The sequence below is a fragment of the Actinomadura sp. J1-007 genome (assembly GCF_009793335.1).
GTDB lineage: Bacteria > Actinomycetota > Actinomycetes > Streptosporangiales > Streptosporangiaceae > Spirillospora > Spirillospora yumaensis.
Genome location: NZ_WING01000003.1, coordinates 1 through 22384, shown reverse-complemented (window position 1 = coordinate 22384; position 22384 = coordinate 1). Strand labels below are relative to the sequence as shown.

General features: G+C 75.7%; 20 protein-coding genes and 4 pseudogenes. 10 read left to right on the top strand and 14 right to left on the bottom strand.

The features are described from left to right. Positions 1 to 137: 137 nt before the first annotated feature. The 6 genes and pseudogenes from GEV43_RS48765 to GEV43_RS41385 all read right to left on the bottom strand — a co-directional run bounded on the left by GEV43_RS48765 (position 138) and on the right by GEV43_RS41385 (position 7169). Positions 138 to 1622, bottom strand: coding sequence for a methyltransferase (locus GEV43_RS48765; protein ID WP_206681649.1), 1485 nt, complete (start codon positions 1620 to 1622; stop codon positions 138 to 140). Next, the gene (locus GEV43_RS48760; RefSeq protein WP_206681648.1) at positions 1520 to 1840 is read right to left on the bottom strand and encodes a hypothetical protein; all 321 of its coding nucleotides are present in this window, start codon (positions 1838 to 1840) and stop codon (positions 1520 to 1522) included. The genes GEV43_RS48765 and GEV43_RS48760 overlap by 103 nt, the downstream gene beginning before the upstream one ends. Next, positions 1813 to 3030, bottom strand: coding sequence for a polyketide synthase dehydratase domain-containing protein (locus tag GEV43_RS48755; protein WP_206681647.1), 1218 nt, complete (start codon positions 3028 to 3030; stop codon positions 1813 to 1815). Before GEV43_RS48755 ends, GEV43_RS48760 begins: the two co-directional genes overlap by 28 nt. Continuing rightward, a pseudogene (locus GEV43_RS48750) lies at positions 3027 to 4381 on the bottom strand (acyltransferase domain-containing protein). Before GEV43_RS48750 ends, GEV43_RS48755 begins: the two are co-directional and overlap by 4 nt. Positions 4382 to 4532: 151 nt before the next feature. Further along, positions 4533 to 5689, bottom strand: a pseudogene (locus GEV43_RS48745) (polyketide synthase); the annotation flags it as partial. Positions 5690 to 6128: 439 nt separating this feature from the next. Continuing rightward, the gene (locus tag GEV43_RS41385) at positions 6129 to 7169 is read right to left on the bottom strand and encodes an NAD(P)/FAD-dependent oxidoreductase (protein WP_160826163.1); all 1041 of its coding nucleotides are present in this window, start codon (positions 7167 to 7169) and stop codon (positions 6129 to 6131) included. A 78-nt stretch (positions 7170 to 7247) separates the two neighbouring features. Between GEV43_RS41385 and GEV43_RS41380 the strand changes: the two are divergent. Further along, positions 7248 to 7838, top strand: a pseudogene (locus GEV43_RS41380) (helix-turn-helix domain-containing protein); the annotation flags it as partial. 851 nt (positions 7839 to 8689) lie between these two features. Here GEV43_RS41380 and GEV43_RS56755 read toward each other — a convergent pair. From GEV43_RS56755 to GEV43_RS52565, 4 genes and pseudogenes are all read right to left on the bottom strand, one after another. Continuing rightward, positions 8690 to 9103: a His/Gly/Thr/Pro-type tRNA ligase C-terminal domain-containing protein gene (locus GEV43_RS56755; protein ID WP_241684548.1), complete on the bottom strand. Its 414-nt coding sequence runs from the start codon at positions 9101 to 9103 to the stop codon at positions 8690 to 8692. After that, a pseudogene (locus tag GEV43_RS56750) lies at positions 9104 to 9675 on the bottom strand (aminoacyl--tRNA ligase-related protein); the annotation flags it as partial. Positions 9676 to 10145: 470 nt separating this feature from the next. After that, positions 10146 to 10787 (bottom strand): nucleoside-diphosphate sugar epimerase, encoded by a 642-nt coding sequence (locus GEV43_RS41370; protein ID WP_241684456.1) that lies wholly within the window; start codon positions 10785 to 10787, stop codon positions 10146 to 10148. After that, positions 10769 to 10975: an NAD(P)H-binding protein gene (locus GEV43_RS52565; RefSeq protein WP_309240261.1), complete on the bottom strand. Its 207-nt coding sequence runs from the start codon at positions 10973 to 10975 to the stop codon at positions 10769 to 10771. Before GEV43_RS52565 ends, GEV43_RS41370 begins: the two co-directional genes overlap by 19 nt. A gap of 162 nt (positions 10976 to 11137) precedes the next feature. Between GEV43_RS52565 and GEV43_RS41365 the strand changes: the two genes are divergently transcribed. Further along, positions 11138 to 11674, top strand: a complete 537-nt coding sequence (locus tag GEV43_RS41365; RefSeq protein ID WP_160826162.1) for a GNAT family N-acetyltransferase — start codon at positions 11138 to 11140, stop codon at positions 11672 to 11674. Between the two features lie 281 nt (positions 11675 to 11955). Here GEV43_RS41365 and GEV43_RS41360 read toward each other — a convergent pair whose 3' ends face one another. Then, positions 11956 to 14202, bottom strand: coding sequence for an excinuclease ABC subunit UvrA (locus GEV43_RS41360; protein ID WP_160826962.1), 2247 nt, complete (start codon positions 14200 to 14202; stop codon positions 11956 to 11958). A 422-nt stretch (positions 14203 to 14624) separates the two neighbouring features. Here GEV43_RS41360 and GEV43_RS41355 point away from each other — a divergent pair, with 422 nt between their 5' ends. The 5 genes from GEV43_RS41355 (at position 14625) to GEV43_RS48740 (ending at position 18185) form a co-directional block, all read left to right on the top strand. Beyond that, positions 14625 to 15404, top strand: coding sequence for a MerR family transcriptional regulator (locus tag GEV43_RS41355; RefSeq protein ID WP_241684455.1), 780 nt, complete (start codon positions 14625 to 14627; stop codon positions 15402 to 15404). 399 nt (positions 15405 to 15803) lie between these two features. Further along, positions 15804 to 15977: a CopG family transcriptional regulator gene (locus GEV43_RS41350; protein ID WP_160826161.1), complete on the top strand. Its 174-nt coding sequence runs from the start codon at positions 15804 to 15806 to the stop codon at positions 15975 to 15977. 1 nt (position 15978) lies between these two features. Continuing rightward, complete coding sequence (locus GEV43_RS41345) at positions 15979 to 16323, top strand: VOC family protein (RefSeq protein ID WP_160826160.1); 345 nt, start codon at positions 15979 to 15981, stop codon at positions 16321 to 16323. 240 nt (positions 16324 to 16563) lie between these two features. Further along, on the top strand, positions 16564 to 18081 hold the full coding sequence (locus tag GEV43_RS41340) for a DHA2 family efflux MFS transporter permease subunit (protein WP_206681645.1): 1518 nt from the start codon (positions 16564 to 16566) through the stop codon (positions 18079 to 18081). Next, complete coding sequence (locus GEV43_RS48740) at positions 18048 to 18185, top strand: hypothetical protein (protein ID WP_206681644.1); 138 nt, start codon at positions 18048 to 18050, stop codon at positions 18183 to 18185. The genes GEV43_RS41340 and GEV43_RS48740 overlap by 34 nt, the downstream gene beginning before the upstream one ends. A 105-nt stretch (positions 18186 to 18290) precedes the next feature. Here GEV43_RS48740 and GEV43_RS41335 read toward each other — a convergent pair whose 3' ends face one another. Then, the gene (locus GEV43_RS41335; protein WP_160826159.1) at positions 18291 to 18887 is read right to left on the bottom strand and encodes a TetR/AcrR family transcriptional regulator; all 597 of its coding nucleotides are present in this window, start codon (positions 18885 to 18887) and stop codon (positions 18291 to 18293) included. 109 nt (positions 18888 to 18996) lie between these two features. Between GEV43_RS41335 and GEV43_RS41330 the strand changes: the two genes are divergently transcribed. Together GEV43_RS41330 and GEV43_RS41325 are read left to right on the top strand one after the other, a co-directional pair. After that, positions 18997 to 19704 carry a hypothetical protein gene (locus GEV43_RS41330; protein ID WP_160826158.1) on the top strand — a complete coding sequence of 236 codons (708 nt, stop codon included), beginning with the start codon at positions 18997 to 18999 and terminating at the stop codon, positions 19702 to 19704. 86 nt (positions 19705 to 19790) lie between these two features. Continuing rightward, the gene (locus GEV43_RS41325; protein WP_160826157.1) at positions 19791 to 20510 is read left to right on the top strand and encodes an SDR family NAD(P)-dependent oxidoreductase; all 720 of its coding nucleotides are present in this window, start codon (positions 19791 to 19793) and stop codon (positions 20508 to 20510) included. Positions 20511 to 20644: 134 nt separating this feature from the next. Here the strand turns inward: GEV43_RS41325 and GEV43_RS41320 are convergent, their stop codons facing one another. Both GEV43_RS41320 and GEV43_RS56745 read right to left on the bottom strand, forming a co-directional pair. Beyond that, entirely contained in the window at positions 20645 to 21298 is a 654-nt protein-coding gene (locus tag GEV43_RS41320; protein ID WP_375539144.1) for a sigma factor-like helix-turn-helix DNA-binding protein, read from the bottom strand. After that, positions 21295 to 21630 carry a sigma factor gene (locus GEV43_RS56745; RefSeq protein WP_375539143.1) on the bottom strand — a complete coding sequence of 112 codons (336 nt, stop codon included), beginning with the start codon at positions 21628 to 21630 and terminating at the stop codon, positions 21295 to 21297. Before GEV43_RS56745 ends, GEV43_RS41320 begins: the two co-directional genes overlap by 4 nt. Before the next feature lie 7 nt (positions 21631 to 21637). Between GEV43_RS56745 and GEV43_RS55620 the strand changes: the two genes are divergently transcribed. Further along, a partial coding sequence (locus GEV43_RS55620; protein ID WP_309240260.1) for a GNAT family N-acetyltransferase occupies positions 21638 to 22384 on the top strand: 747 nt, incomplete at its 3' end.

The following is a 22384-nucleotide window of genomic DNA, read 5'->3' as shown; positions in this document are numbered from 1 at the left end:
CGGGTCGGCCTCGGTCCAGGCGAGCCGGTAGGACAGCCCGCCGCCGCGGACCTCGATGCGGAACGAGTCGCCTTCGGCGGCGGGGACGGTCCTCGGGCCGTACGGGACTTCCCGGGGCACGAAACGCCCGTTCGCCGTCAGGGCGACCTCGTCCTCCTCGGCGCCGTCCTCGCCGCCGGGGCGAGCAGTTCCAGCACCAGCCGATGGGCGTCCGCCGCGACGGCCGCGTCCGCCGCGGGGGTGGTGCGTTCGAGGCTGATCCTGCGCGTGTCCACGGTCGTGTGCTCGTTGGCCAGGGTCCGTACGAGTCCCCAGACGGCCGCGTCGGTGGGGGCCACGGGCCGTTCGGGTGCGGGCAGGGCTCCGCTGGGGCGGGTGACCAGCACCAGCGAGCGGCCGGTCCGTTCAGGGATGCGGCGGTAGGCCAGCGCGATGGCGCGCAGGATCGCGGCGCGCCGTACGGTCTGCTCGACCGCCTGTGCGCCGGGGCCGTCGCCGGACGCGGCCGGTGGTGTGTCAGGGTCGCCGAGGAGCAGCGTGACCGTGACCGGGCCGCCGTGGTCGCCGTGGTCGCCGTGGTCGCCGTCGTCGTCTCCGCGCAGCAGCGCTTCCCACAGTGCGGGGTCGGTGCCGGCCTGCGCGGCGTGCGCCGCCCGCACGGCCGCGGCGCCGTGCCGGTCGAGGAGCGCCGCGGTGGCGCGGGCGAGCGGGAGTTCGCCGGTGGTCTCGGCGACGACCACGTGCCGGCCGCGCGCCGAGGGGACGGCTTCGGGGGACGGCTCGGCCGCGGGGGCGGCGTCCGCGGCGGTGCGGGCCAGCAGCACGGACGCGTCGGCGGCGGCGGGCCCCCGGTCGTCGCCGGTCTGGACGAGGTCGGGGAAGCCGCAGTCCCGCAGCAGCGCGGGCCACCGCTCCCGGTCGATCATCACGGCGGCGTCCCGGTCGGGGTCGCCGGCGGCGGCCCAGAAGCTGTCCAGCGTGCCGAACAGCGGGAGCAGCATGGTCGGTGCGTGGTACTCGAAGGCGAGCAGGTGGCCGCCCGGAGCCAGCAGCGCTGCGGCGCGCCGCAGCGCGGCCCGGATCTCCGTGCCGGTGTGCAGGGCGTTGCCGGCGACCAGCAGGTCGTAGCCGCCGGGCGTGAAGCCCTGCGGCGCCGGGTCGGCGTCCAGGTCGAACGTGCGGTAGTCGAGGAAGTCGTAGCCGGTGAAGCGCTGCTGGGCGCCGTCGAGGAAGAACGCCGAGACGTCGGTGAAGGTGTAGCGGGCGCGTTCGGGCGGCAGGACCGGCAGCAGCGCGGCGGTCAGGCCGCCGGTGCCCGCGCCGACCTCCAGGATCCGCAGCGGCCGGTCGGCGGGCCAGGCGGCCACGATCTGCTCCAGCAGCGCGCGGGCGACGCGGTTGTGGAAGCGGCACACCGGGTGGAGGTCGTAGAACCGCCGTAGCTGTTCGGCCGCCCCGCCGTCCAGGAGCATCTGCAACGGGTCGCGTTCCCCGTCCAGGATGGCGGGCAGGTTCCGCATCAGGTGCGCGCCCGGCGCGATGTGGGAGATCCACGCGGGTTGGCCCTCCACGGACTCCCGCCACAGGTCGGCCATCCGCGCGTCGTCGGGAGCAGCCGCCACCGTTCGTTCCGTGCCACGGGCGGCTTCCCGGGCGGCGCCCCGGCCGGTGCTTCGAGCTGGGCCGCGAGGTCGTGGTCGCGCATGAGCGGCAGGGCCAGAGCCGCCCACCTTCCCAGCCACGGGGCCGTCCGCCCGTCGGTCAGGTCGGCGAGGGTGAACGGGGCGGTCGCGTCGTCCAGCAGTCCGGCGATCAGGTCGCGGGTGACGTGGGCGAGCATCGCGGTGCTCTCCTGGCGGGCCCGCTCGTAGTCGAAGCCGTGCCAGGCGCTCCGCAGCCGGTCGATCTGGTCGGCCGCGCCCGCGGCGAGCCGTTCGGGGACGGCAGCGGGCTCGGGGCGGCGGGCCGGTGCTCGTGCGGGGCGGCGCGCATCACGGTGCGGTAGGTCTGGACGGTGGACGGGTCGCGTCCCGGCAGACGGCGCAGGCGGACGCCGCGCAGTTCGGCGGTCACCGTGCCGTCGGGGTCGGTGACGGTGATGTCCCAGCACTTCTCGTCGGCCATCAGGGTCCGGTCGCGCACGTGCACCCATCCCTGCGCGGACGGTGCGCGCCAGACGCGGACGGCGCCGAACTTCGCCGGCAGGAACGTCGGGCCCGCGGCGGCGTGGGCGGCGAGCAGCGGCGCTCCGGCCTGGAGCGCGCCGTCCAGCAGCGCGGGGTGCACCTCCAGGCCCGCCGCCGATCCCGCGGTCGGGTGGGTGTGGCGGTACGCGGCCAGGACTTCGCCGGCGCCGGCCCACAGTTCCTCAAGGACCTGGAAGGCGGGGCCGTAGCTCAGTCCGGCCTGTTCGCACGCCTGGTAGTGCTGTTCGCGGTCCACGCGCCGTCCGCAGCGTTCCCGGACGGCGGGGATGTCGATCGGGTCGGGCGCCCGGCCTTGCAGTGTGCGGACGCGTCCGCGTGCGTGCTGCCGGGGAGGGCTCGGCGCGTCGCCGGTGTCGGCGCCCGTGCGGGTGCTGGTGATGTCGATCGCGCCGTCCCGCTGGGCCACGGAGGTCTGGAGGCGCACGTCGGTCGCGTTCGCCCAGTCCACGACGAGCATCCGGGTCAGGTCCAGGCGGACGACCTCGGCGGGTCCGCCGAGCGCGCGCCGTCCGGCCGCCAGGGCCATCTCCACGTAGCCGGTCCCGGGCCAGACGATCGCGCCTCCCACCCGGTGGTCGGGCAGCCAGGGCGCGAGGACGGGTTCGACCGGGCCCTGCCAGCACGGGGCGGCGGCGGGGAGCCGTTCGCCCAGGAGGGGGTGGTCCAGGCGGCCGTCTCCGCTGGTGCGCATCCACACCTGGGGGTTGAGCCGCCAGTGCCGTTCGCGCTGCCACGGGTAGGCGGGCAGCGACACCACCCGGCCCGGGCACGGGAAGAAGGCGTCCCAGGCGGGCTCCGCGCCGGACGCGAGCAGGTCGGTCACCGCCCGTTCCATGGCGTCGGGCCCGGCGGCGTCGCGGCGCAGGGTCGCCGTCGCGGGCGCGGGGTCGGCGGGGCGCCGGACGCGTCCGTACGGCCGATCCGCGTCAGGTAGGCGTGCAGGACCGGGTGGGGGCCGACCTCCACCAGAACGTCCACGTCCTCGGCCAGCAGCCGCTGGACGGCCGGGGCGAACAGGACCGGCTCGCGGACGTTGCGCCACCAGTACCCGGCGTCGAGATCGGGGCCGGTCACCAGCTCGCCGGTGACGGTGGAGGCGAGGGGCGTCTCGGGCGCCGAGGGCGCAGCGCGGTCAACGCACTGGTCAGCGGGGCCCGTACGGGGTCCATGGCGGGGCTGTGGAAGGCGTGGTCCAGGTCGAGCATCCGGAAGAAGACGTTCGCGGCGGCCAGCTCGCGGCCGAGGGCCCGCAGCCGTTCCTCGGGGCCGGTGACCGTGACGTCGTGGTCGCTGTTGACCGCGGCCAGGTGCAGGCCGTCGTGCGCGGCCAGCGCCTGTGCGGCGTCGTCGGGGGCGAGGCCGACGGCGGCCATGCGTCCGTTCCCGGCGGTGGGGGCCTGGGCCCGGCTGCGCGCGGCGACCACCAGGGCCGCGTCCTCCAGCGTCAGCGCGCCGGCCGCCCATGCGGCGGCGGTCTCGCCGACGCTGTGCCCGACCGCGCCGGCCGGTACGATGCCGCGGGCGCGCAGCATCGCGGTCAGGCCCACCTGCACCGCGAACAGCAGCGGTTGGGCGACCTCGGTGGCCTCCAGCCGCCATGCGCCGGGCGGGGCGGCCAGCCGCTCGGCCACCGACCAGCCGAGGTGGGGGAGCAGCGCGGCGTCGGCCCGTTCGACGGTCTCCGCGAACCCGGCGTCGGCGGTGAGCAGGTCGGCGCCCATCCCCGCCCACTGCGACCCGTTGCCGCAGTACACGAGCCCGACCCGGCCCCGGTCGGCCGCACGCGCGCGGGGTCCGTCGCCGGAGGCCGCCAGCAGCCGTTCGGCGGCCTCGGCGGGGTCGCGGGCCGTCACCGCTGCGCGGTACGGGTGCTTGCCTCGCCGGACGCAGCTCGTGTACGCCAGATCGTAGAAGTCCCGCGGCGGGGTGTCGGCCAGCCGGTCCGCCATCCGCTGGACCGCGTCGTTCAGCGCCTCGGGCGATCCGGCCGACACGATCACCGGCAGGGCCGGCGGCGTCCCGGCCTCCGCGTCCGGCGCGGCCCGTACGGCGCGTTCCGCGATCGTCGCCTCCGGGCGCGGGCGCGGCGGCGCGGCCGGTCGCGGCTGGGGCGGTGCGGAGGTCACGATGACGTGGGCGTTGGCGCCTCCGAATCCTGCGGAGCTGACGCCCACGTACGGGGGCTCGCCGCCGTCCAGGGGCCGCGGCGGGTGACGATCTCCAGGCCCAGCCGTCGAAGTCGATGTCGGGGTTGGGGGAGCCGGCGTGCAGGGACGCCGGGATCCGCCGGTGCCGTACGACCAGCAGCGCCTTGAGCAGGCCCGCCATGCCCGACGCGGGTTCCAGGTGCCCGAGGTTGGTCTTCACCGATCCGATCGGCAGGGCCCGCCGGTACGGCGCGCGCCGAGGGCGCGGCCGATCGCCAGGCATTCGGCGGCGTCCCCGGCGCGGGTGCCGGTGCCGTGGGCCTCCAGGTAGGCGAGTTCGTCGGGGGCGATCCCGGCCTGCCCGTACACCCGCCGCAGCAGTGCTTCCTGGGCGTGCGGGTTGGGCCGTGCGAGCCCGGTGGTGCGGCCGTCGCAGTTGCCGCCCCACCCGGCGATCACCCCGTGCACGCGGTCGCCGTCGGCGAGCGCGTCGGACAGCCGTTTGAGCACGACGACCGCGCCGCCCTCGCCTCGTACGAACCCGTCGGCCTCGGCGGAGAACGAGGCGCACCGTCCCGCGCGCGACAGCATCGACGCCTGCGAGAAGCCGACGTACGACATGGGGCCCAGCAGCAGGTTCACCCCGCCGGCCAGCGCGACCCGCCCGCCGCGCGCGCCGTTGCCGCTGCGCCCCTGGTCGTGGTCGCGCTCGGGATCGGCGGTGTCGGCGGGGTCGGCGGGGTCGGCGGTGAGTTCCCGGCAGGCGCGTTCGAGGGCGGTCAGGGAGGAGGAGCACGCGGTGTCGATCGCCATGCTCGGTCCGCGCAGGTCGAAGGCGTGCGAGACCCGGTTCGCCGCGATCGACAGCGCCCCGCCGGCGATGGTGTAGGCGTTCATCCCGCCCGGCGCGTAGACGTTCGCCAGGCCGTAGGAGGTGTCGGAGACGCCGATGAACACTGCGGTGTCGGTCCCGGCCAGGCGCGCCGGGTCGAGGCCCGCGTCGTCCAGCGCCTCGGCGGTGGTCTCCAGCAGCAGCCGTTGCTGGGGGTCGATCTCGACGGCCTCCTTGGGGGAGATCCCGAAGTAGGCGGCGTCGAAGGCCGTCAGGTCGTCCAGGAACGCGCCGGCGGCGGTGTAGCTCTTGCCCGGCCGGGGCGCGGCCTCGTCGACGAAGCGTTCCACCTCGAAGCGGTCCCGCGGGACCCGTCCCACCAGGTCGCGACCGGCCGCCAGCGCCGACCACAGCGCGTCGAGGTCGTTGACGCCGCCCGGCAGCCGGCACCCGACCCCGACGATCGCCACCGACCGGTCACCGCTGCTGTTCGTCCGCCGCATACCCGTGTCGCCCTTCTCGCCGGTACGGCCGAAATCGACACCCCGCCGGCCACGCGAGATCACCGACAACTACGGAGTGTGACCGGTCGTCCCTAACCGAGGGTGACGGCGGCGAGGAGAAACACAAAGGCCGTCCCGCCTCGATCACCTCTCCGCGAAGGGGGCATAAAGTCACCCTCTTCCGCGGGTGGAGGCCGCATCCCCGCGCGGTGCGGCCCGGCGCGCGGCGCGCGGGGCGTTCAGGCGAGGGGCACGGGGCGTGGCCTCGCGGCGAGTTCAGCGTGGCCGCCCGGACATGCGGCCGGACGGGCGGGCGGCGGGCGGGCGGCGGGCAGGCGGGCGACGGGCAGGCGGGCGACGGCCGAAGCACGGCGGCGCGGCCGGGCGCGGGCGACGCGGCCGCCCGTGCCCGGCCGCGCTCCGCCGGTGCGTGGTCGGGTCAGCGGCTCCCTTCCACAGGTGACAGGCCGTGACGGCGGGCGCCGATCGCCTGCTCGCTCGCGCGGGCCTCGGACGCGGCCGAGAACGGTTCGCGGCGGGCCTCGACCGCCAGGCGGGTCTCCTCGGCGATGAGGTCGGCGTTGATCTGGGCCGCGGCGCCGGCGGCGGCCGCGGCGGCGGAGCCGACCTGGGCGGCCAGGTCGGCGACGTTGCCCGCGAGCCACACGCCGGCCGCGCCGGAACGGCCGGTCGCGTCGGCGGGGAAGTACTCGCCGGCGCCCGAGGGGTGAGGGGCCGGGGTGAGGCCGAGGTCGGTGAGGAAGCCGGCGCGCGCCGCCATCCGCGGCGCGACCGTGACGACCTGGCGGGCGACCACCGTGCCGTCGCTCAGGCGCAGTCCCACCAGGCGGTCGCCGTCGATCTCCAGGGACGCGACCTGGCCGTCCACCACGCCGATGCCGCGGGCGGCGAGCTGCTCGGCCTCCTCCGCGGTCGGGGGCGCCATGGTGTGGGTGAAGAACGTGACGTCGGCGCTCCACTGCCGGAACAGCAGCGCCTGGTGCACCGACATCGGGCCGCTGGCGAGCACGCCGACGGCCTGGTCGCGGACCTCCCAGCCGTGGCAGTACGGGCAGTGCACCACGTCGCGGCCCCATCGGGACCGCAGGCCGGGCACGTCCGGCAGCTCGTCCACCAGGCCGGTCGCGACCAGCAGCCGGCGCGCGCGGACGCCGCGGCCGTCGGCCAGCGCCACCGCGAACCCGCCGCTCTCGCGGGCCGCGGCGCGGACCTCGCCGGTCACCACGTGGCCGCCGTAGCGGCGGACCTCGGTACGGCCGCGTTCCAGCAGTTCCAGGGGCGGGACGCCGTCGTGGCCGAGCAGCCCGTGCACGCCGTCGGCCGGGGCGTTGCGGGGGGTGCCCGCGTCGAGCACCACCACCGACCGGCGCGCCCGTGCGAGCATCAGCGCGCCGCTCAGTCCGGCGGCGCCGCCGCCGACCACCACCACGTCATAGCGGTCGTTCAGTACATCGGTCATCGTGACCACCTCCCGGGACACCTTGCGCCAGCGCGTCCGAATCTGCAAACCTCTTTGCCGTTATGACAAACTCGGGGGATGGACGACGATCTCGACGAGGCGCTCGACGCGGTCGGGCCGCGGCTGCGCGCGCTGCGGCAGCGGCGCGAGACCACGCTGACCGAGCTGTCGGCGGCGACCGGCATCTCGGTGAGCACGCTGTCGCGGCTGGAGTCCGGCGGCCGGCGGCCGACCCTCGAACTGCTGCTCCCGCTGGCCAGGGCGCACGGCGTCACGCTGGACGAGCTGGTGGACGCCCCGCCCACGGGCGACCCGCGCATCCACCTGCGCCCGGTGACCCGCCACGGCATGACGATGCTGCCGCTGACCCGCCGGGCGGGCGGCATCCAGGCGTACAAGCTGGTGATCGAGCCCGGGAGCCGGTCCGCTGAGCCCGATCCGCAGACGCACGAGGGCTACGAGTGGCTGTACGTCCTCAACGGGCGGCTGCGGGTCGTTCTCGGCGAGCACGACCTGGTGCTCGCGCCGGGGGAGGCCGCCGAGTTCGACACCCGCGTGCCGCACTGGTTCGGGGCCGCCGACGCCGAGCCGGTGGAGTTCCTCAGCCTGTTCGGCAAGCAGGGGGAGCGCGCGCACCTGCGCGCCCGCCCGAAGGCGAAGGGCTCCCCAAGGCCCGAACGGCGGCGAAACCGGCTGATTCAGGGTCCCGTGCCGCAACCCGGACGGCTCGTGGGGGGTCTCATGAGTGGGGGCGGATCACGGCAGGGGGCGCTTCATGCAGTTCATCGAGTCGAGTGTGGTCGGCGTGCGGTCGGCCGTCCTGACCCTGGGATGCCGGACCTCGCCGTTGCGGTTCGTGCTGTTTCCCATGGTCCACGTGGGGAGCGCGGCTTCTACGACGAGGTCGCCGAGCGCGTCGCGCGGTGCGCGCTGATCGTGGCGGAGGGCGCGCCGTCCGGCAGCGCCCCCGTCCAGGAGCGGATGGCGAGGCTCCGCTGGGACGGCCTGGTCGACCAGTCGGCCGCCCTGGACCTGGAGTCGCTGGGCGTGCCGGTCGTCTTCGAGAGCGGGCGCCCCGGGCCCGCGCGGTCGAGCGCGGAACGGCTGCTGGACGGCGCGGTGGACTCGGCGGCGGCCGTCGGCCTGCGCCTGCTCGGCCGCTACCGGGACCCGCGCGGCCTGCCGAGCCTGGACGAGGCCGGCGAGCACGACGACCGCTGGGTGCAGGGCCGGGTGGCCGGCGCGATCCGCCGGACGGTCGTCGACGACCGCGACGAACGGCTCGTCGCGACGCTGGCGGACGTCCACCGGGAGCGCCGCGGCGAGCCGGTCTCGGTGGCCGTCGTGTACGGCGCCGCGCACATGTACGCCGTCGTCGCGGCGCTGCGCGCGAGGTTCCGCTACTACGTCCAGGACGCCGAATGGCTGATGGTCCGCGGCGGCTGACGCCGCGCCGCGGGTCTCCATGCCCGCGGCGGGCCGGATCGCCCTCGGTGGGCGGTCCGGCCCGTTCCGGCGGGCTAGCAGGGGGCGGTGGTGCTCCACAGGTCGGTGCTGTGGGAGCCGGTCAGGGCGGCGATGCGGGCCAGGACGTCGCGGGCGGGCCGCGAGGGGATGCGGCGCCCGTCGCGGAGGCGGAGGGCGACGTGGTCGCCGCCGGCTTCGGCGGGGCCGATGACCGCCTGGTACGGCACGAGTCGGACCCGGCGGACGCGCGCGCCCAGGCCGCCGTCCTCGGGCCCGGTGACCTCGGCGCGCAGGCCGAGGTCGGCGCAGCGCCGGGCGAGGTCCTCGGCGTTCGGCAGCTCGGCGGCGGTGACGGGCAGGACGGCCACCTGGACGGGGGCGAGCCAGGCGGGGAGCGCGCCGCCGTGGGTGTCGAGGAGGTGGGCGACGGCCCGTTCGACGCTGCCGATCACGCTACGGTGGATCATGACGGGCCGGTGCGCGCCGCCGTCCGCGCCGACGTAGCGCAGGCCGAACCGTTCGGGCTGGTGGAAGTCGACCTGGACGGTGGACAGGGTGGACTCGCGGCCGGCGCCGTCGGCGATCTGGACGTCGATCTTGGGGCCGTAGAAGGCGGCCTCGCCCTCGGCCGCCTCGTAGGGCAGGCCGGAGCCGTCGAGGACGGCGGTCAGCAGGGCGGTGGCGCGCCGCCACATCTCCGGGTCGGCGACGTACTTGCCGCCGGGGCCGGGCAGGGAGAGCCGGTAGCGGGCGGCGCTGATGCCGAGCGCCTCGTACGCCCGGCGGATCATCTCCAGCGCGGCGCCGGCCTCCCCGGCCGCCTGGTCGGGGTGCAGAAGACGTGCGCGTCGTTGAGGTGGATGGCGCGGACGCGGGTGAGGCCGCCGAGGACGCCGGAGGGCTCGGAGCGGTACATGGCTCCGAGCTCGGCCATGCGCAGGGGCAGTTCGCGGTGGCTGCGGGAGCGGGAACGGTAGATCACCGCGTGGTGGGGGCACAGGCTCGGCCGCAGGACGAACTGCTCGCCGCCGACGTCCATCGCGGGGAACATGTCGCCGCCGTAGTGGGAAAGGTGCCCCGATATCTCGTACAGCTCCCGTTTGCCGAGCACGGGGGAGTGAACGTGCCGGTAGCCCGCGCGCCGTTCGGCGGTGCGGACGTACTCCTCCAGCGCGTGCCGCACGGCGGCGCCGTCGGGGAGCCAGTACGGCAGTCCCGCGCCGATGAGCGGGTCGGTGCCGAACAGGCCGAGTTCGCGGCCGAGCTTGCGGTGGTCGTGCATGGCGGTCTCCTCGCGTTCCTCGCGTCCGTCGCGGGACGGGGCGAGTGACCGCGAGACGAAGCCCGGGGCACTCGCCCGGGGCTTCGGATCAGGTCGTCTGTCAGCGCGCCGGGACACTCTCCGGCGTCGTCGTCATCGCGGCGCGCTTCATGCGGCTCAGGCTAACAGCCGCCCCGCCCCCGCCCAGGCCCGCAGCGGCGGGGACGGTCCGGGCGGGGTCCGGCGGTTCAGCGGAAGTCGTCGGCGTGGTCGCGGGCCCAGGTCCGGAACGTGCGGGCGGGGCGGCCGAGGAGGCGTTCGACGGTGTCGGTGACCCGTTCGGGGGTGTCGACGAACGACTTCCACGCGCGGAGCCTGGCGTCCACGAAGGCGGGGTCGCCCCACGCGGCCGTGAGGCGTTCGCGCGCGGTCTCGGCGGGGAGCTCGTCCAGCGGACGTCGCGGCCGACGGCCTCGCCGATGATCTTCACCTGGTCGGCGTGCGTGACCGCTCGGGGCCGGTGACGAGGTAGCGGGCGCCGTCGTGCCCGGCGGAGGTGAGCACGTGCACGGCCACGTCGGCGATGTCGCGCTCGTGGACGAGGGACCGCGCGGCCGCCCGTAGGGCATGCTGACCACGCCGGCGCGGACCTGGTCCGCCCAGGCCAGGGTGTTGGTGGCGAAGTCGATCGCCCGCACGAACGTCCAGCGCAGCCCGGTGCGCCTGATCAGCCGTTCGATCTCCTGGTGGTAGATCACGGGCTCCTCGCCCTCGGCGAGGTCGGGGACGTCGGCCGACAGGTACACCACGCGGCGGGCGTGCGCGGCGATCAGCTCGATGACGCGGGGGTCGGCCGGGAGGCCGGGCCACATCAGGTAGACGCTCTCCACGCCGCGCAGCGCGGGTTCCAGCGTCTCGGGCGAGGCGAGGTCCCGGCCACGGCCTCGGCGCGCGCGGGCAGTTCGGCGCGGCGGGGGTCGCGGACCAGCGCCCGCACGGGCAGTCCCGCGCGCGCCAGGCTGGAGACGATGTGCTTGCCCACGTTGCCGGTCGCGCCGGTCACCAGAGTCGTGCTCACGCACCGACCCTAAAACCTCAAGTGCGGTAGAGGTAAAGCGGCGGCGCGGGCGGGAGAGCGCGTAGCGGTGCGGGCGCGCGGGGGCCGCCGCCGTGCGCGATCATGTCCTGCGGGACGCCGCGCTCGCCACGGCGGCGCGGGAGACGACGAGAGGGGGCCGGGATGACCGGCACCGCAGGACGGCCCGTGTGGACGGCGCGTCCGGAGACGCCCGGCGATCTCGCCGACGTCGCCGCGATCCGCGCGATCAACCTCGCCGCGTTCCCCACGCCGGAGGAGGCCGACCTGGTCGACGCGCTGCGCGCCGACCCGGACGCGTGGATCGGCGGGCTGTCGATGCTCGCCGAGCCGCCGGGCGGCGCGCCCGCCGGGTACGCGCTGCTGACCCGCTGCACGGTCGGCGGCGACCCGGCGCTCGCGCTGGGCCCGTGCGCGGTCCTGCCCGCCCGGCAGCGGACGGGCGCCGGGTCGGCCGCGATCCGGGCGGCGCTGGACGCCGCGCGGGCGATGGGCGAGAACCTCGTGGTCGTCCTCGGGCACGCCGCGTACTACCCGAGGTTCGGTTTCCGGCGGGCCTCCCTGTCCGGGATCGCGACGGCGTTCGAGGTGCCGGACGAGGCGCTGATGGCGTTGCACCTGGACCCCTCGCGGCCCGCCCCGTCGGGCGTCATCCGCTACGCCGACGCGTTCGGCGTCTGAGCCGGGCCTGCCGTCCGGGCCTGCCGTCCGGGCCTGCCGTCCGGGCCTGCCGTCCGGGCCTGCCGTCCGGGCCTGCCGTCCGGGCCTGCCGTCCGGGCCTGCCGTCCGGGCCTGCCGTCCGGGCCTGCCGTCCGGGCCTGCCGTCCGGGCCCGCCGTCCGGGCCCGCCGTTGGGGTCGGCCGTGGCCGCCTTCCGGCGGTGCTCGGGAGGCGGCCACGGCGGGCGGCCACGGCGGGCGGGCCCGGCGCGGCGTGTCGGGGACGTGTTCGGCGGGGCGCGGGTCAGGGGTGGGCGGGGGCGGGGGCGGTGTAGGCGCGCAGGTGTTCGGCGGTCAGGGTGGCGCCGTTGGCGACGAGGTCGGCGGGGGTGCCCTCGAAGACGACGCGTCCGCCGTCGTGGCCGGCGCCGGGGCCGAGGTCGATGATCCAGTCGGCGTGCGCCATGACGGCCTGGTGGTGCTCGATGACGATGACGGTGTTGCCGTCGTCGACGAGGCGGTCGAGCAGGGCGAGGAGCTGGTCGACGTCGGCGAGGTGCAGGCCGGTGGTGGGCTCGTCCAGGATGTAGGTGGTGCCGTTGCGGGCCATGTTGATGGCGAGCTTGAGGCGCTGGCGCTCGCCGCCGGACAGGGTGGTGAGCGGCTGGCCGAGGCCGAGGTAGCCGAGGCCGACCGCGGTGAGGCGGTCGAGGATCGTGCGGGCCTGGCCGGTGGTGAAGAACTCGCGGGCCTCGGCGACGCGCATGGCGAGCACCTCGCTGATGTCGCGGCCGCGCAGCCGGTAGGCCAGCACCTCGGGGGTGAAGCGCTTGCCGTCGCACGTGTCGCAGACGGAGGCGACCTCGGCCATCATCTGGAGGTCGGTGTAGACCAGGCCGATGCCCTTGCAGGCGGGGCAGGCGCCGACGGAGTTGGCGCTGAACAGGCCGGGTTTGACGCCGTTGGCCTTGGCGAACGCGGCGCGGATCGGGTCGAGCAGGCCGGTGTAGGTGGCGGGGTTGCTGCGCTTGGAGCCGCGGATGGCCGACTGGTCGGCGACGATGACGCCGTCGCGGCCGGGCAGCGTGCCGTGGATGAGCGAGCTCTTGCCCGACCCGGCGACGCCGGTGACGACGGTGAGGACGCCGAGGGGGACGTCCACGTCGACGTCGCGCAGGTTGTGCAGGTTCGCGCCGCGGATCGGGATGTGGCCGGACGGCTCGCGGGGCTTGTCGCGCAGGGCGGCGCGGTGGCCGAGGTAGCGGCCGGTGAGGGTGCCGGAGGCGCGCAGGCCGGGCAGGTCGCCGGCGTAGCAGAGCCGTCCGCCGGCGGTTCCGGCGCCGGGGCCGAGGTCCACGACGTGGTCGGCGATCTCGATGGTCTCGGGCTTGTGCTCGACGACCAGGACGGTGTTGCCCTTGTCGCGCAGCTTGAGCAGCAGCTCGTTCATCCGCTGGATGTCGTGGGGGTGCAGGCCGATGGTGGGCTCGTCGAACACGTAGGTGACGTCGGTGAGCGGGGAGCCGAGGTGGCGGACCATGCGGACGCGCTGCGCCTCGCCGCCCGAGAGGGTGGAGGACTCGCGGTCCAGGCTGAGGTAGCCGAGGCCGATCTCCACGAGGGAGTCGAGGGTCTCGCGCAGGGTGTCCAGGACGGGCCCGACCGAGGCGTCGCCGATGCCCCGGACGAACGCGGCCAGGTCGCTGATCTGCATCGCCGAGCACTGGGCGATGGTGCGGCCGTCGATCTCGGCGGTACGGGCGGCGCGGTTGAGCCGGGAGCCGCCGCATTCGGGGCAGCGGGCCCGGGTGAAGGCGCGGTCGGCGAACGCGCGCGCCTGGGGCTGCATCGACTCGCGGTCCTTGGCCAGGTAGAGCCGGCGGACCTTGGTGACCAGGCCCTCGTAGGTGAGGTTGCTCCGCCCGATCTTGATCTTGGTGGCGGGCTTGTGGAGCAGGTCGTCCCACTGCTCGGGGGTGTAGTCGGCGAGCCTGGCGTCGGGGTCGAACAGGCCCGAGTGCGCCATGAGCTGCCAGTGGTAGGTGTCGACGCCGAAGCCGGGGACGGTGACGGCGCCCTCGTTCAGCGACCTGCCGGTGTCGACGAGCGCGGCGACGTCGATGTCGGTGACCTTGCCGAGGCCCTCGCATCCGGGGCACATCCCCTCGGCGCGGTTGAAGCTGAAGCAGAACGGCGGGCCGACGTGCGGAGCGCCGAGCCGGCTGAACAGAATCCGCAGCAGGGTGTGGGCGTCGGTGGCGGTGCCGACGGTGGAGCGGGCGTTGGCGCCCATCCGCTCCTGGTCGACGATGATCGCGGCGCTGAGGTTGCGCAGCGCGTCGACCTCGGGACGGGCCTGGCTCGGCATGAAGTTCTGCACGAACGCGGTGTAGGTCTCGTTGATCAGGCGGCGGGACTCGGCGGCGATCGTGTCGAAGACCAGCGAGGACTTGCCGGACCCGGACACGCCGGTGAACACGGTGAGGCGGCGCTTGGGCAGGTCGAGGGAGACGCCGGTCAGGTTGTTCTCGCGCGCGCCCCGTACCTGGATGGCGTCGTGGCCGTCGGCGGCGGCGTGCCGGGGGTCGCGGAGGTCCGTGGCGCCGGGCGATCCCTGCCCGCCGCCGGTGCCTGTGCCTGTGCCTGGAGCGTCGGTGGCGTCGTCGTCGCGGCGGATGGTGTCGGTCTGGTGGGCGGCGTTGATGGCGGATTCCTTTCGGTCGTGGAAGGTGAGCGGTACGGCGGGGCCGGTTCGGGCGGCGCTCTACGGCGCCGTGCGGCGGGCGCCTTCGCGGGTCGCGGGTCCGGAGGGCAGGCTCCGCCTCGGCGGCTCGTTCCCGCCGGGCCTCCTGCCTTCAAGTATTTCATTGAAGTACCACTGGATAGTTGGCCGATCAGCGTCCCTGCCAGCGCGGATGCGAGTGGCGGTAACCTTAAAGTCGCCGTGAGGGTTATGGGGGAGGGGGAGCGGCGATGGGCGGGGAGAGCAGGGCGCTGCGGCCCGTCGACCTGGCGAGGGCGGCGGGGATCTCGACGCAGCAGGTCCGCAACTACCTGGACGCGGGGTGCTGCCCCCGCGGGACGGACCGCGGCGGGGTACCGGGTGTTCGCGGCGGTGCACCGGGACGCGCTGCTGACCTACCGGGCGCTGGCGCGGGGTTCGGGACGGGACGCGCGCAGGAGGTCATGCTGGCGGTGCACGGGGGCGACGTCGCGGAGGCGCTCGCGCTGGTGGACGCCGGGCACGCGGCGCTGCACGAGGAGCGGCTGTCGCTGCGGGCGGCGGGCGAGGCGCTGGAGGCGGTGGCGTCCGGGCGCGCGCCGGACGAGGCGTTCCCGGCGCGGGCGGGGATGCGGATCGGCGAGGTCGCGCGCCTGCTCGGCGTTCGGACGTCGGCGCTGCGCGTGTGGGAGGACGCCGGGCTGCTGGCGCCCGGCCGGGAGCCGGGCACGGGCTACCGGGTCTTCGGCCCCGCCGACGTGCGCGACGCCCGCATGGTCGACCTGCTGCGGCGCAGCCGCCATCCGGTGCCGCTGATCCGCCCGATCCTGGACGGGCTGCGCCGTACGGGCAGCAGCGACGCGCTCCGCGAGGCCATCGCCCAGCGCGGGCAGGCCCTGACGCGCCGGGCGTCGGCGATGCTGGCCGCCTGCGCCCTGCTGCACGCCTACCTCTCCCGCGAGGACGTCACGGCCCCCGTCCCCCGGACCCGCACGACCCGGCCTTCGCGGGTTGCGCGCCCGACCCGGTGAATGCGCCGGGCCTGGTGGATGCGCCGGGCCTGGTGGATGCGGTGGCCGCGACGGGCGCGACGGGCGCGGTGGGCGCGGTAGGTGCGGGGGATCCGACGGACGCGGTGGGCGCGGTGGACTCGCTGGAGGCGGGAGAAGCGGAAACGCGGCGGACGCGGCGTGCGCCTGGCCGGTAGGCGGCGCACCGGTACGGCTCCGGCCTGACGTCGCGAGCGGTCGCGGTTGCGGCCGGGCTCCGGGCGGCGGGGTGTTCCGGAGGAGGTCGCGGCGGACGCCGTCGTGCCGTTCGCCCAGGTCGGGGCGGTCGGCGGGGGTCTCGCGGTCGACGGTCGTGGGCTCGTGCGGACGTCCAGCAGGCCGGTTAGCAAGTTAGTCAGCTAGTTTGCTAGCATCGTCGTCATGGGCGATGAGGAGGTCAAGCAGTTCAACGTGTATCTGCCGGTGGGGCTGATCAAGCAGGTCAAGCATCACGCCATCGAGTCGGGCATGTCCCTGTCGGCGCTGGTCGCCGACGCGTTGCGCGCCTACCTCGACGACGCCCACCCGCAGGGTTCATCTGGAAAGGAGACGTGACATGGCGACCGACGGGATCGAGGCGGTCTTCCTGGAGACGCACAACTGGGGGAGGTCCGCGAAGTTCTTCCAGGCGCTGGGGTACGAGCTGGAGGTCACCGCGGGAGACGGTTCGGGGGTGCTCCGCAACGGCGAGGGCCCGTACCTGGTGGTGTCGGAGGTCCCCGCGGACCGCGAGCCGCGGGTGCAGGTGGCGCTGAAGGTGGCCGACGCGGAGGGGTTCAGCCCCGACCCGGTCGTCGAGGTGGTCGCGCCGTTCGAGGACACCCACTACGGGACCAAGGAGATGACCGTCCGTGATCCGGACGGGCGGCTGTGGAGTCTCCAGGCCCCGGGCAAGGGCTGAGGCAGGTCTTCCGGGACCGGGCCGCGCGGGCGTCCGGCGCGTGCCCGTCCCGGGGCCCGGCCGGTGCGCCCGTCCGATCGGTCGTCCGGCCGTCCGCCGTCGCGCGCAGTCGCGCAGTCGCCGCGCGGAGTTTTCGGCGGCGGGAGGGGCCCGATCGAGCGAGGCGGCCGGGGACGGCCAAGGGACGGTGAGGGGCGGGGCGGGGTCGGTGTCCGGCTGGTGAGGTGAGGAGGGGTGGGGATGAGTAGGTGGCGCGGGAATCCGTGGGCGGTGCTGTTGACGCTCAGCCTGGGGTTCTTCATGACGTTGCTGGACATGACGGTCGTCAACGTCGCCATTCCCAGCATGATCGAGGGTCTGGGCGCGTCGCTGGACGAGGCGCTGTGGGTGATCAACGTGTACGTCCTGGTCGTGGCGGCGCTGCTGATCGCGTCCGGCCGGATGGGTGATCTTCGCGGGCCGCGCACGATGTTCGTGTGGGGGCTGGTGCTGTTCACGGCGGCGTCGGTGCTGTGCGGGCTGGCGCAGGATCCGGGGCAGCTGATCGCCGCGCGGGCCGTGCAGGGGCTGGGCGCGGCGGCGATGGTGCCGCAGACGATGACGATCATCATCGGCACGTTCCCGGCCGAGCGCCGGGGCGCGGCGCTCGGGGTGTGGGGCGCGGTCGCGGGCGCGGCGACGATCGCGGGGCCGACGCTCGGCGGGTTCCTGGTCGGCGCCGCGGGGTGGCGGTGGATCTTCTTCGTGAACGTCCCGATCGGCGCGGTCGTGCTCGTGATGGCCGTGACGCTGGTGCCCGACTCGCGGCCGGGTGTGCGCCGCGGGCTGGACGTGCCGGGCGTCGGGCTCGTGACGGCGGCGCTGTTCTGCCTGGCGTTCGGGCTCACCGAGGGGCAGCGGTACCGCTGGGGCGCGGGGATCTGGGCGCTGCTGGGCGCGGCGGTCGTGCTGCTGGCGGTGTTCCTGGTCTACCAGGGGGCCCGGCAGCGCGGTGAGCCGCTGCTGCCGTTCGCGCTCTTCCGCGACCGCGACTACGCGGTGATGAACGTGGTGTCGGCGGCCGTCCAGGTCGGGATGCTCGGGCTGTTCCTGCCGGTGATGCTCTACCTCCAGTCGGTGCTGGGCTTCGGCGCGCTGGAGGCGGGGCTGGTGATGGCGCCGGCGATGGTGGTGTCGGCGGTGCTGTCGCCGGTCGCGGGGCGGCTGGCGGACCGGGTCGGCGGCAAGTACGTGCTGATGGGCGGCCTGGCGCTGTTCGCGGCCGGGCTGGCGTGGCTGGCGGCGGTGGTCGACGTCGGCCGTGCGTGGTACGAGTTCCAGCCGCCGCTGCTCGTGGCCGGGTTCGGGATCGGCTGCGTGTTCGGCCCGATGGTCACGGTCGCGATGTACGGGGTGGAGCCCCGGATGGCCGGGGCCGCGTCCGGCGTGCTGAACACGGTCCGGCAGATCGGCACGATCGTAGGCAGCGCCGCGGTCGGCGCGGTGCTCCAGAACCGTCTGGCCGCCTCGCTCCGGGAGGAGGCCGCCGCGCGGGCCGCCTCGCTTCCGCCGGGTGTGCGCGGCGGGTTCCTGGCCGGGTTCGATGACGCGGCCGGGGCGGCCTGGACGTCGGGGCCGGGCGGGGCGGCGCGCCGGTCCGGGTGCCGCCGGGAACGCCGCCGGACGTCGCCGAGCACCTGCGGCGGGTGGCGGCGTCGACGTTCGAGCACGGGTTCGTCCACGCGATGCTGCCGACGCTCGCGCTCCCCATCGCCGTGATCGCGCTCGGCGCCGCCGCCTGCGTCCTGGTGCGCCGCCGCCCGGCGGGCGCGCCGCACGCGGCCCCGGCCGCGGCTCCCACCGACGTCGGCACCCCGTCCTGACGAGCGCGACGCCGCCCGCCGCCTCCCCGGCCGGCGGCCGTGCTCATGAGCGCGGCGGAGGGCGTCCGGCGCACTCATGACCGCGCCGGCGGATGCGCGGCGGGGTCAGGTGACCAGGGGGATGAAGATGGTGTCGACGATCTCCTGGATGTCCGCCGGGGACATCGGCTCCAGGTTCATGAGCACCTCGTGCCTGAGCAGGTCGTAGGGCAGGCGCGTGATCCGCGGGGTGAGTCTCGCGCCGTCGATCTCTCCTCGTTCGACGGCGCGGCGCGTCACGGACTCGATCAGCGACCATCTCTGGTCGATCAGGGTCGAGCGCAGTTCGGCGGGGGTGGTCCCGGTCTCCTCGAAGTAGGCGGCCAGCTGCGCGGTCATGGCCGCGGCGAACATCGTGAACGACTCGTTGAGCCGTTCGAGCAGCGCGACGGTGTCGTCGCGCAGGGACCCGGTGTCGGGGTCGGCGAGCGTGAACCGGTCGCTGGCGCGGACGATCGCGTCGCGGACGAGCGTGTCCTTGGTGGCCCAGTGGCGGTTGACGACCGGCCGGCTGGTGCCGGCGCGCTGCGCGACGGCGGCGAAGGTGAGCGCGGCGTACCCGCGTTCCATCAGCTCGTCCCACGCGGCGTCCAGCAGCGCGGCCTTCAGTTCCGCGCCGTGCCGGCGGCGCCGGGGGCCGGGGTCCGGACTTGTACGATGCATGCTTGCATCTTACACTCGCTGGGCCTGCGGCGGGCGGGCGGCGCGCCTCTGCGCCGGTCGGGTTCGCCGGCCTCGCCCGCGCCGCCGCCGAACCATGGGAGGGAATGCGATGAGCGCCAACGCCGAGGTCCGGTCGCCTGACCGGGTGACGGTCGATGTGCACACGATGGGCCGCACGTTCGACGAGTCCGCGGTCGACCGGTGGGAGCTGGAGGCCGCGCGGCGGGCCCTGAGGAACCTGAAGTCCGTCGCCGGCGGCCGGGTGATGATGGATCTCCTGGCCGAGCAGATCGAGGCGGGGGACCGCTTCCAGAAGGCGCTCGTCGAGGCTTCGGGCGGCGCCTACCGCGAGTCGCGCACCGGGTTCACGGTCCGCGGGCTGAGCGGCACCGACCTGGCGGCCTGGTTTCAGGGGCAGGCGGCCACCGGCCGGTTCCAGGACAAGACGCTGCTGCTCAACGCCCACCCCGAGCACTACGTCGAGCCGCCGGACTACACCGGCGGGATGGTGGAGACGATCGGCGGTCACCTCACGCGGTTCACGGTGTCGGTGGCGCGCGAGCTGCCGGCGCGGGTCGCCGCGTTCCTCGACCCGTCCTACCCGGTGACGCTGATGAACGCCCTGCTCGGCCTGGACGACGGGACGCCGTTCGCGTACTGCCTGCACCAGGCGCGCGACACCGCCGCCGGCGCGGACGTGGTGGTGCGCGTCGTCTACCCGTCCGCCGCCCCGGACTCGATGATCGAGGGGCACTGCGAGCACCTGGCGATCGAGTTCCGCAGCTGGATCCGGAACGCGGCGGCCGCGACCCGGTGAGGCCGGGGTCCGGCATCGGTCGTCCCCCGGTCCCCGGGGCGGCGAGGGTTCTCCCGGCATGCGCCGGTCGGAGGAAGGACGTGCTCATGGAATTCACGGGAAAGAGGGCGCTGGTGACCGGCTCCGGTGCGATCGGCGGCCTGGGGCACGCGGTGGCAAGGATCCTCGCCGCCCGCGGCGCGGAGGTGCTGATCACCGGACGCGACTCGGAACGCGGCGCCCGGGTGGTCGAGGACATCGGCGGCCGCGCCCGCTTCCTGCGCGCCGACCTGCGCGACGGCGAGGGCGCGCGGCGGCTCGCCGACGAGGCCGGGCCGGTGGACGTCCTGGTCAACAACGCGGCGGTCCTGCTCGGCGCGGCGCGGGACCTGGACGCCTACGACGAGGCGTTCGCGGTCAACGTGCGGGCGCCGTTCGTGCTCACCGAGGCCCTGGCGCCGGGGATGGCCGCGAACGGGGGCGGCAGCGTCGTCAACATCTCCTCGACGGCCGCCGGGATCGGCATGCCCGGCATGGCGGTCTACGGCGCGACCAAGGCGGCGCTGGAGTCCCTGACGCGCGCGTGGGCGGCGGAGCTCGCCGCGGCGAAGGTCCGCGTCAACGCGGTGTCGCCGGGCCCGATGCGTTCCTCGAAGGCGACCGCGACGCTGGGCCCGGACGTCGGCGGCTTCGGCGAGACGGTGCCGATGGCGCGCGCCGCCGACCCGGCCGAGGTCGCCGAGGTGGTCGCCTTCGTGGCCGGCGACCGGGCCGGTTTCATGACCGGCGCGACCGTCGCGGCCGACGGGGGCCGGTCCGCGATCTGACCCCCGCCGCGCCGCCCCCGTGTCGCCCCGTGTCGCCTCCGTGGTGCGTTCGCGCTCGCGGCCGGGGGAGAGGCGTTGCCGGGGCCGGTCCGCGCAGGCCGTCGGGCCGCGCGGGTGGTCAGGAGTGCGGGTGGTCAGGGGGTGAGGGGCGGCAGGTCGAGGCGGGCGAGCCGGGACGGGTCGGCGAGGATGTCGATCCGTTGGACGCGTCCGCCGGTGATGGCGAACGCCATGACGGCCACGGGCCGCCCGTCGCGGACGGTGACCAGGCCGAGCGCGCCGTTGACCAGCGCGGGCCGGGCGTGGGCGGCGAACCTGCGGAAGGCCAGCGCGCGGCCCGCGACGGCCGCGGCGCCGCGGACGGGCCCGCCTGCGCCGGCCGTTCCGGCCGTTCCGGCGAGGGCCGCGCCGGTGTCGGCGCGCAGGACGACGTCGGGGTCCAGGACGGCGACCAGGGCGTCGAAGTCGCCGCCGCGCGCCGCGGCGAGGAACGCCTCGACGACCTTCCGGCGGCGGGCGGGGTCGTCCTCGGGCGCGGGCGCCGCCTCCCGCACGCGGCGGCGGGCGCGGCTGGCGAGCTGGCGGGCGGCGGCCGGGGACCGGCCGAGGACGGAGGCGATGTCGGCGAACGGCACGGCGAACATGTCGTGCAGGACGAACGCGAGCCGTTCGGCGGGGTCCAGCGTGTCCAGGACGACCAGCAGGGCGAGACCGACCGAGTCGGTCAGCAGCGCCGCGTGCTCGGGGTCGGCGTCCCAGGCGCCGCCGCCCGCGTCCGCACCGTTCACCCCATACGTCTCGTACGGCCCGTACGGTCCGTGCTGGGGGCGGGGTGGTCGGCGCGGGTGACGATCGGGTCGGGGACGTGCGCGGCGAGGGGTTCCTCGCGGCGGGCGCGGCGGGCGCGGAGCAGGTCCAGGCAGATCCGGCCGACGACGGTGGTGAGCCATCCGGCGAGGTTGGCGATGTCGCGGGTGTCGGTGCGGCTGAGCCGCAGCCAGCCTTCCTGGACGGCGTCGTCGGCCTCGCTGAGCGAGCCCAGCATCCGGTAGGCGACGGTCCGCAGGCGGGGGCGCTGCTCCTCGAAGAACGCGGCCAGCCGCTGGTGATCGTCGTGCATCGTTCGCGTGCTCCCCCGTGACATCCTGGCTGCCCGCTCCAGTGTGCCCGGGCGGCCGGCGGACCGGCGCGGGCGGGTCCCGGGCGGGCGGGCCCTGGGCGGTGGGATCGTGTTCGCGCCCGGCGGGGAGGCGTTCCGCCGGGCGCGGCGTGGAGGGAGTGGTGCGTGTGGCGCTGTCGAGGCGCGGGGCGGTTCGGGTCAGGGCCCTGGCCGATCCGGGGCCGGACGCGGCCGGGCGGCGGCTGGTGTGGCTGGCGTCGGGCGAGGAGGGGTTCCGCTGGGCGCGGCGTTCCTGCGGCTGCCGGATCGCGGCGGGCGAAGGGAGCCGGGCGAACTGGACGTCCAGGTCCACCCGGCCGAGCGGCGCCGCGGCGTCGGTTCGCTGCTGCTGGAGGCGGCGGTGGAGGCCGCCCGGCGGGACGGGCGCGGCGCGGTCGTCGCGGAGGCGCGGACCGCCTCGGCGGGTCCGGGAGGCGCGGCGGGGTCGGTGGGGGCGGCGGGGTCGGGCGGTGGTGCGTCGGTGGGCGCGGTCCCGGGTGGCGGTCCGGCCGGACCGGTCGGGCGGTCGGGGCGGTTCCGGGTGCGGGTGGGGGCGACGCGGGGTTCGTGGAGGCGGGGGGCGGTTCGCCGTCCGGTGCGGAGCGGGATGCGGCCGCGACCGGTGCGGGCTTGGTGGACGCGAAGACGGGGCCGCGCAGGGGCGCGGAGCCGGGTTCGGCGGCGCGCGGCGCGAGTGCGGTGGACGCGGTGTCGG

Coding starts and splice junctions, on each gene's coding strand:
- GEV43_RS48760 (WP_206681648.1), bottom strand. CDS start 1,840: ATGCTCGCCCACGTCACCCGCGACCTGATCGCCGGACTGCTGGACGAC.
- GEV43_RS41325 (WP_160826157.1), top strand. CDS start 19,791: ATGGAATTCACGGGAAAGAGGGCGCTGGTGACCGGCTCCGGTGCGATC.
- GEV43_RS41335 (WP_160826159.1), bottom strand. CDS start 18,887: ATGCATCGTACAAGTCCGGACCCCGGCCCCCGGCGCCGCCGGCACGGC.
- GEV43_RS41355 (WP_241684455.1), top strand. CDS start 14,625: ATGGGCGGGGAGAGCAGGGCGCTGCGGCCCGTCGACCTGGCGAGGGCG.
- GEV43_RS41350 (WP_160826161.1), top strand. CDS start 15,804: ATGGGCGATGAGGAGGTCAAGCAGTTCAACGTGTATCTGCCGGTGGGG.
- GEV43_RS41340 (WP_206681645.1), top strand. CDS start 16,564: ATGAGTAGGTGGCGCGGGAATCCGTGGGCGGTGCTGTTGACGCTCAGC.
- GEV43_RS41365 (WP_160826162.1), top strand. CDS start 11,138: ATGACCGGCACCGCAGGACGGCCCGTGTGGACGGCGCGTCCGGAGACG.
- GEV43_RS41330 (WP_160826158.1), top strand. CDS start 18,997: ATGAGCGCCAACGCCGAGGTCCGGTCGCCTGACCGGGTGACGGTCGAT.
- GEV43_RS56745 (WP_375539143.1), bottom strand. CDS start 21,630: ATGCACGACGATCACCAGCGGCTGGCCGCGTTCTTCGAGGAGCAGCGC.
- GEV43_RS41345 (WP_160826160.1), top strand. CDS start 15,979: ATGGCGACCGACGGGATCGAGGCGGTCTTCCTGGAGACGCACAACTGG.
- GEV43_RS56755 (WP_241684548.1), bottom strand. CDS start 9,103: ATGATCCACCGTAGCGTGATCGGCAGCGTCGAACGGGCCGTCGCCCAC.
- GEV43_RS41385 (WP_160826163.1), bottom strand. CDS start 7,169: ATGACCGATGTACTGAACGACCGCTATGACGTGGTGGTGGTCGGCGGC.
- GEV43_RS48740 (WP_206681644.1), top strand. CDS start 18,048: ATGCTGCCGACGCTCGCGCTCCCCATCGCCGTGATCGCGCTCGGCGCC.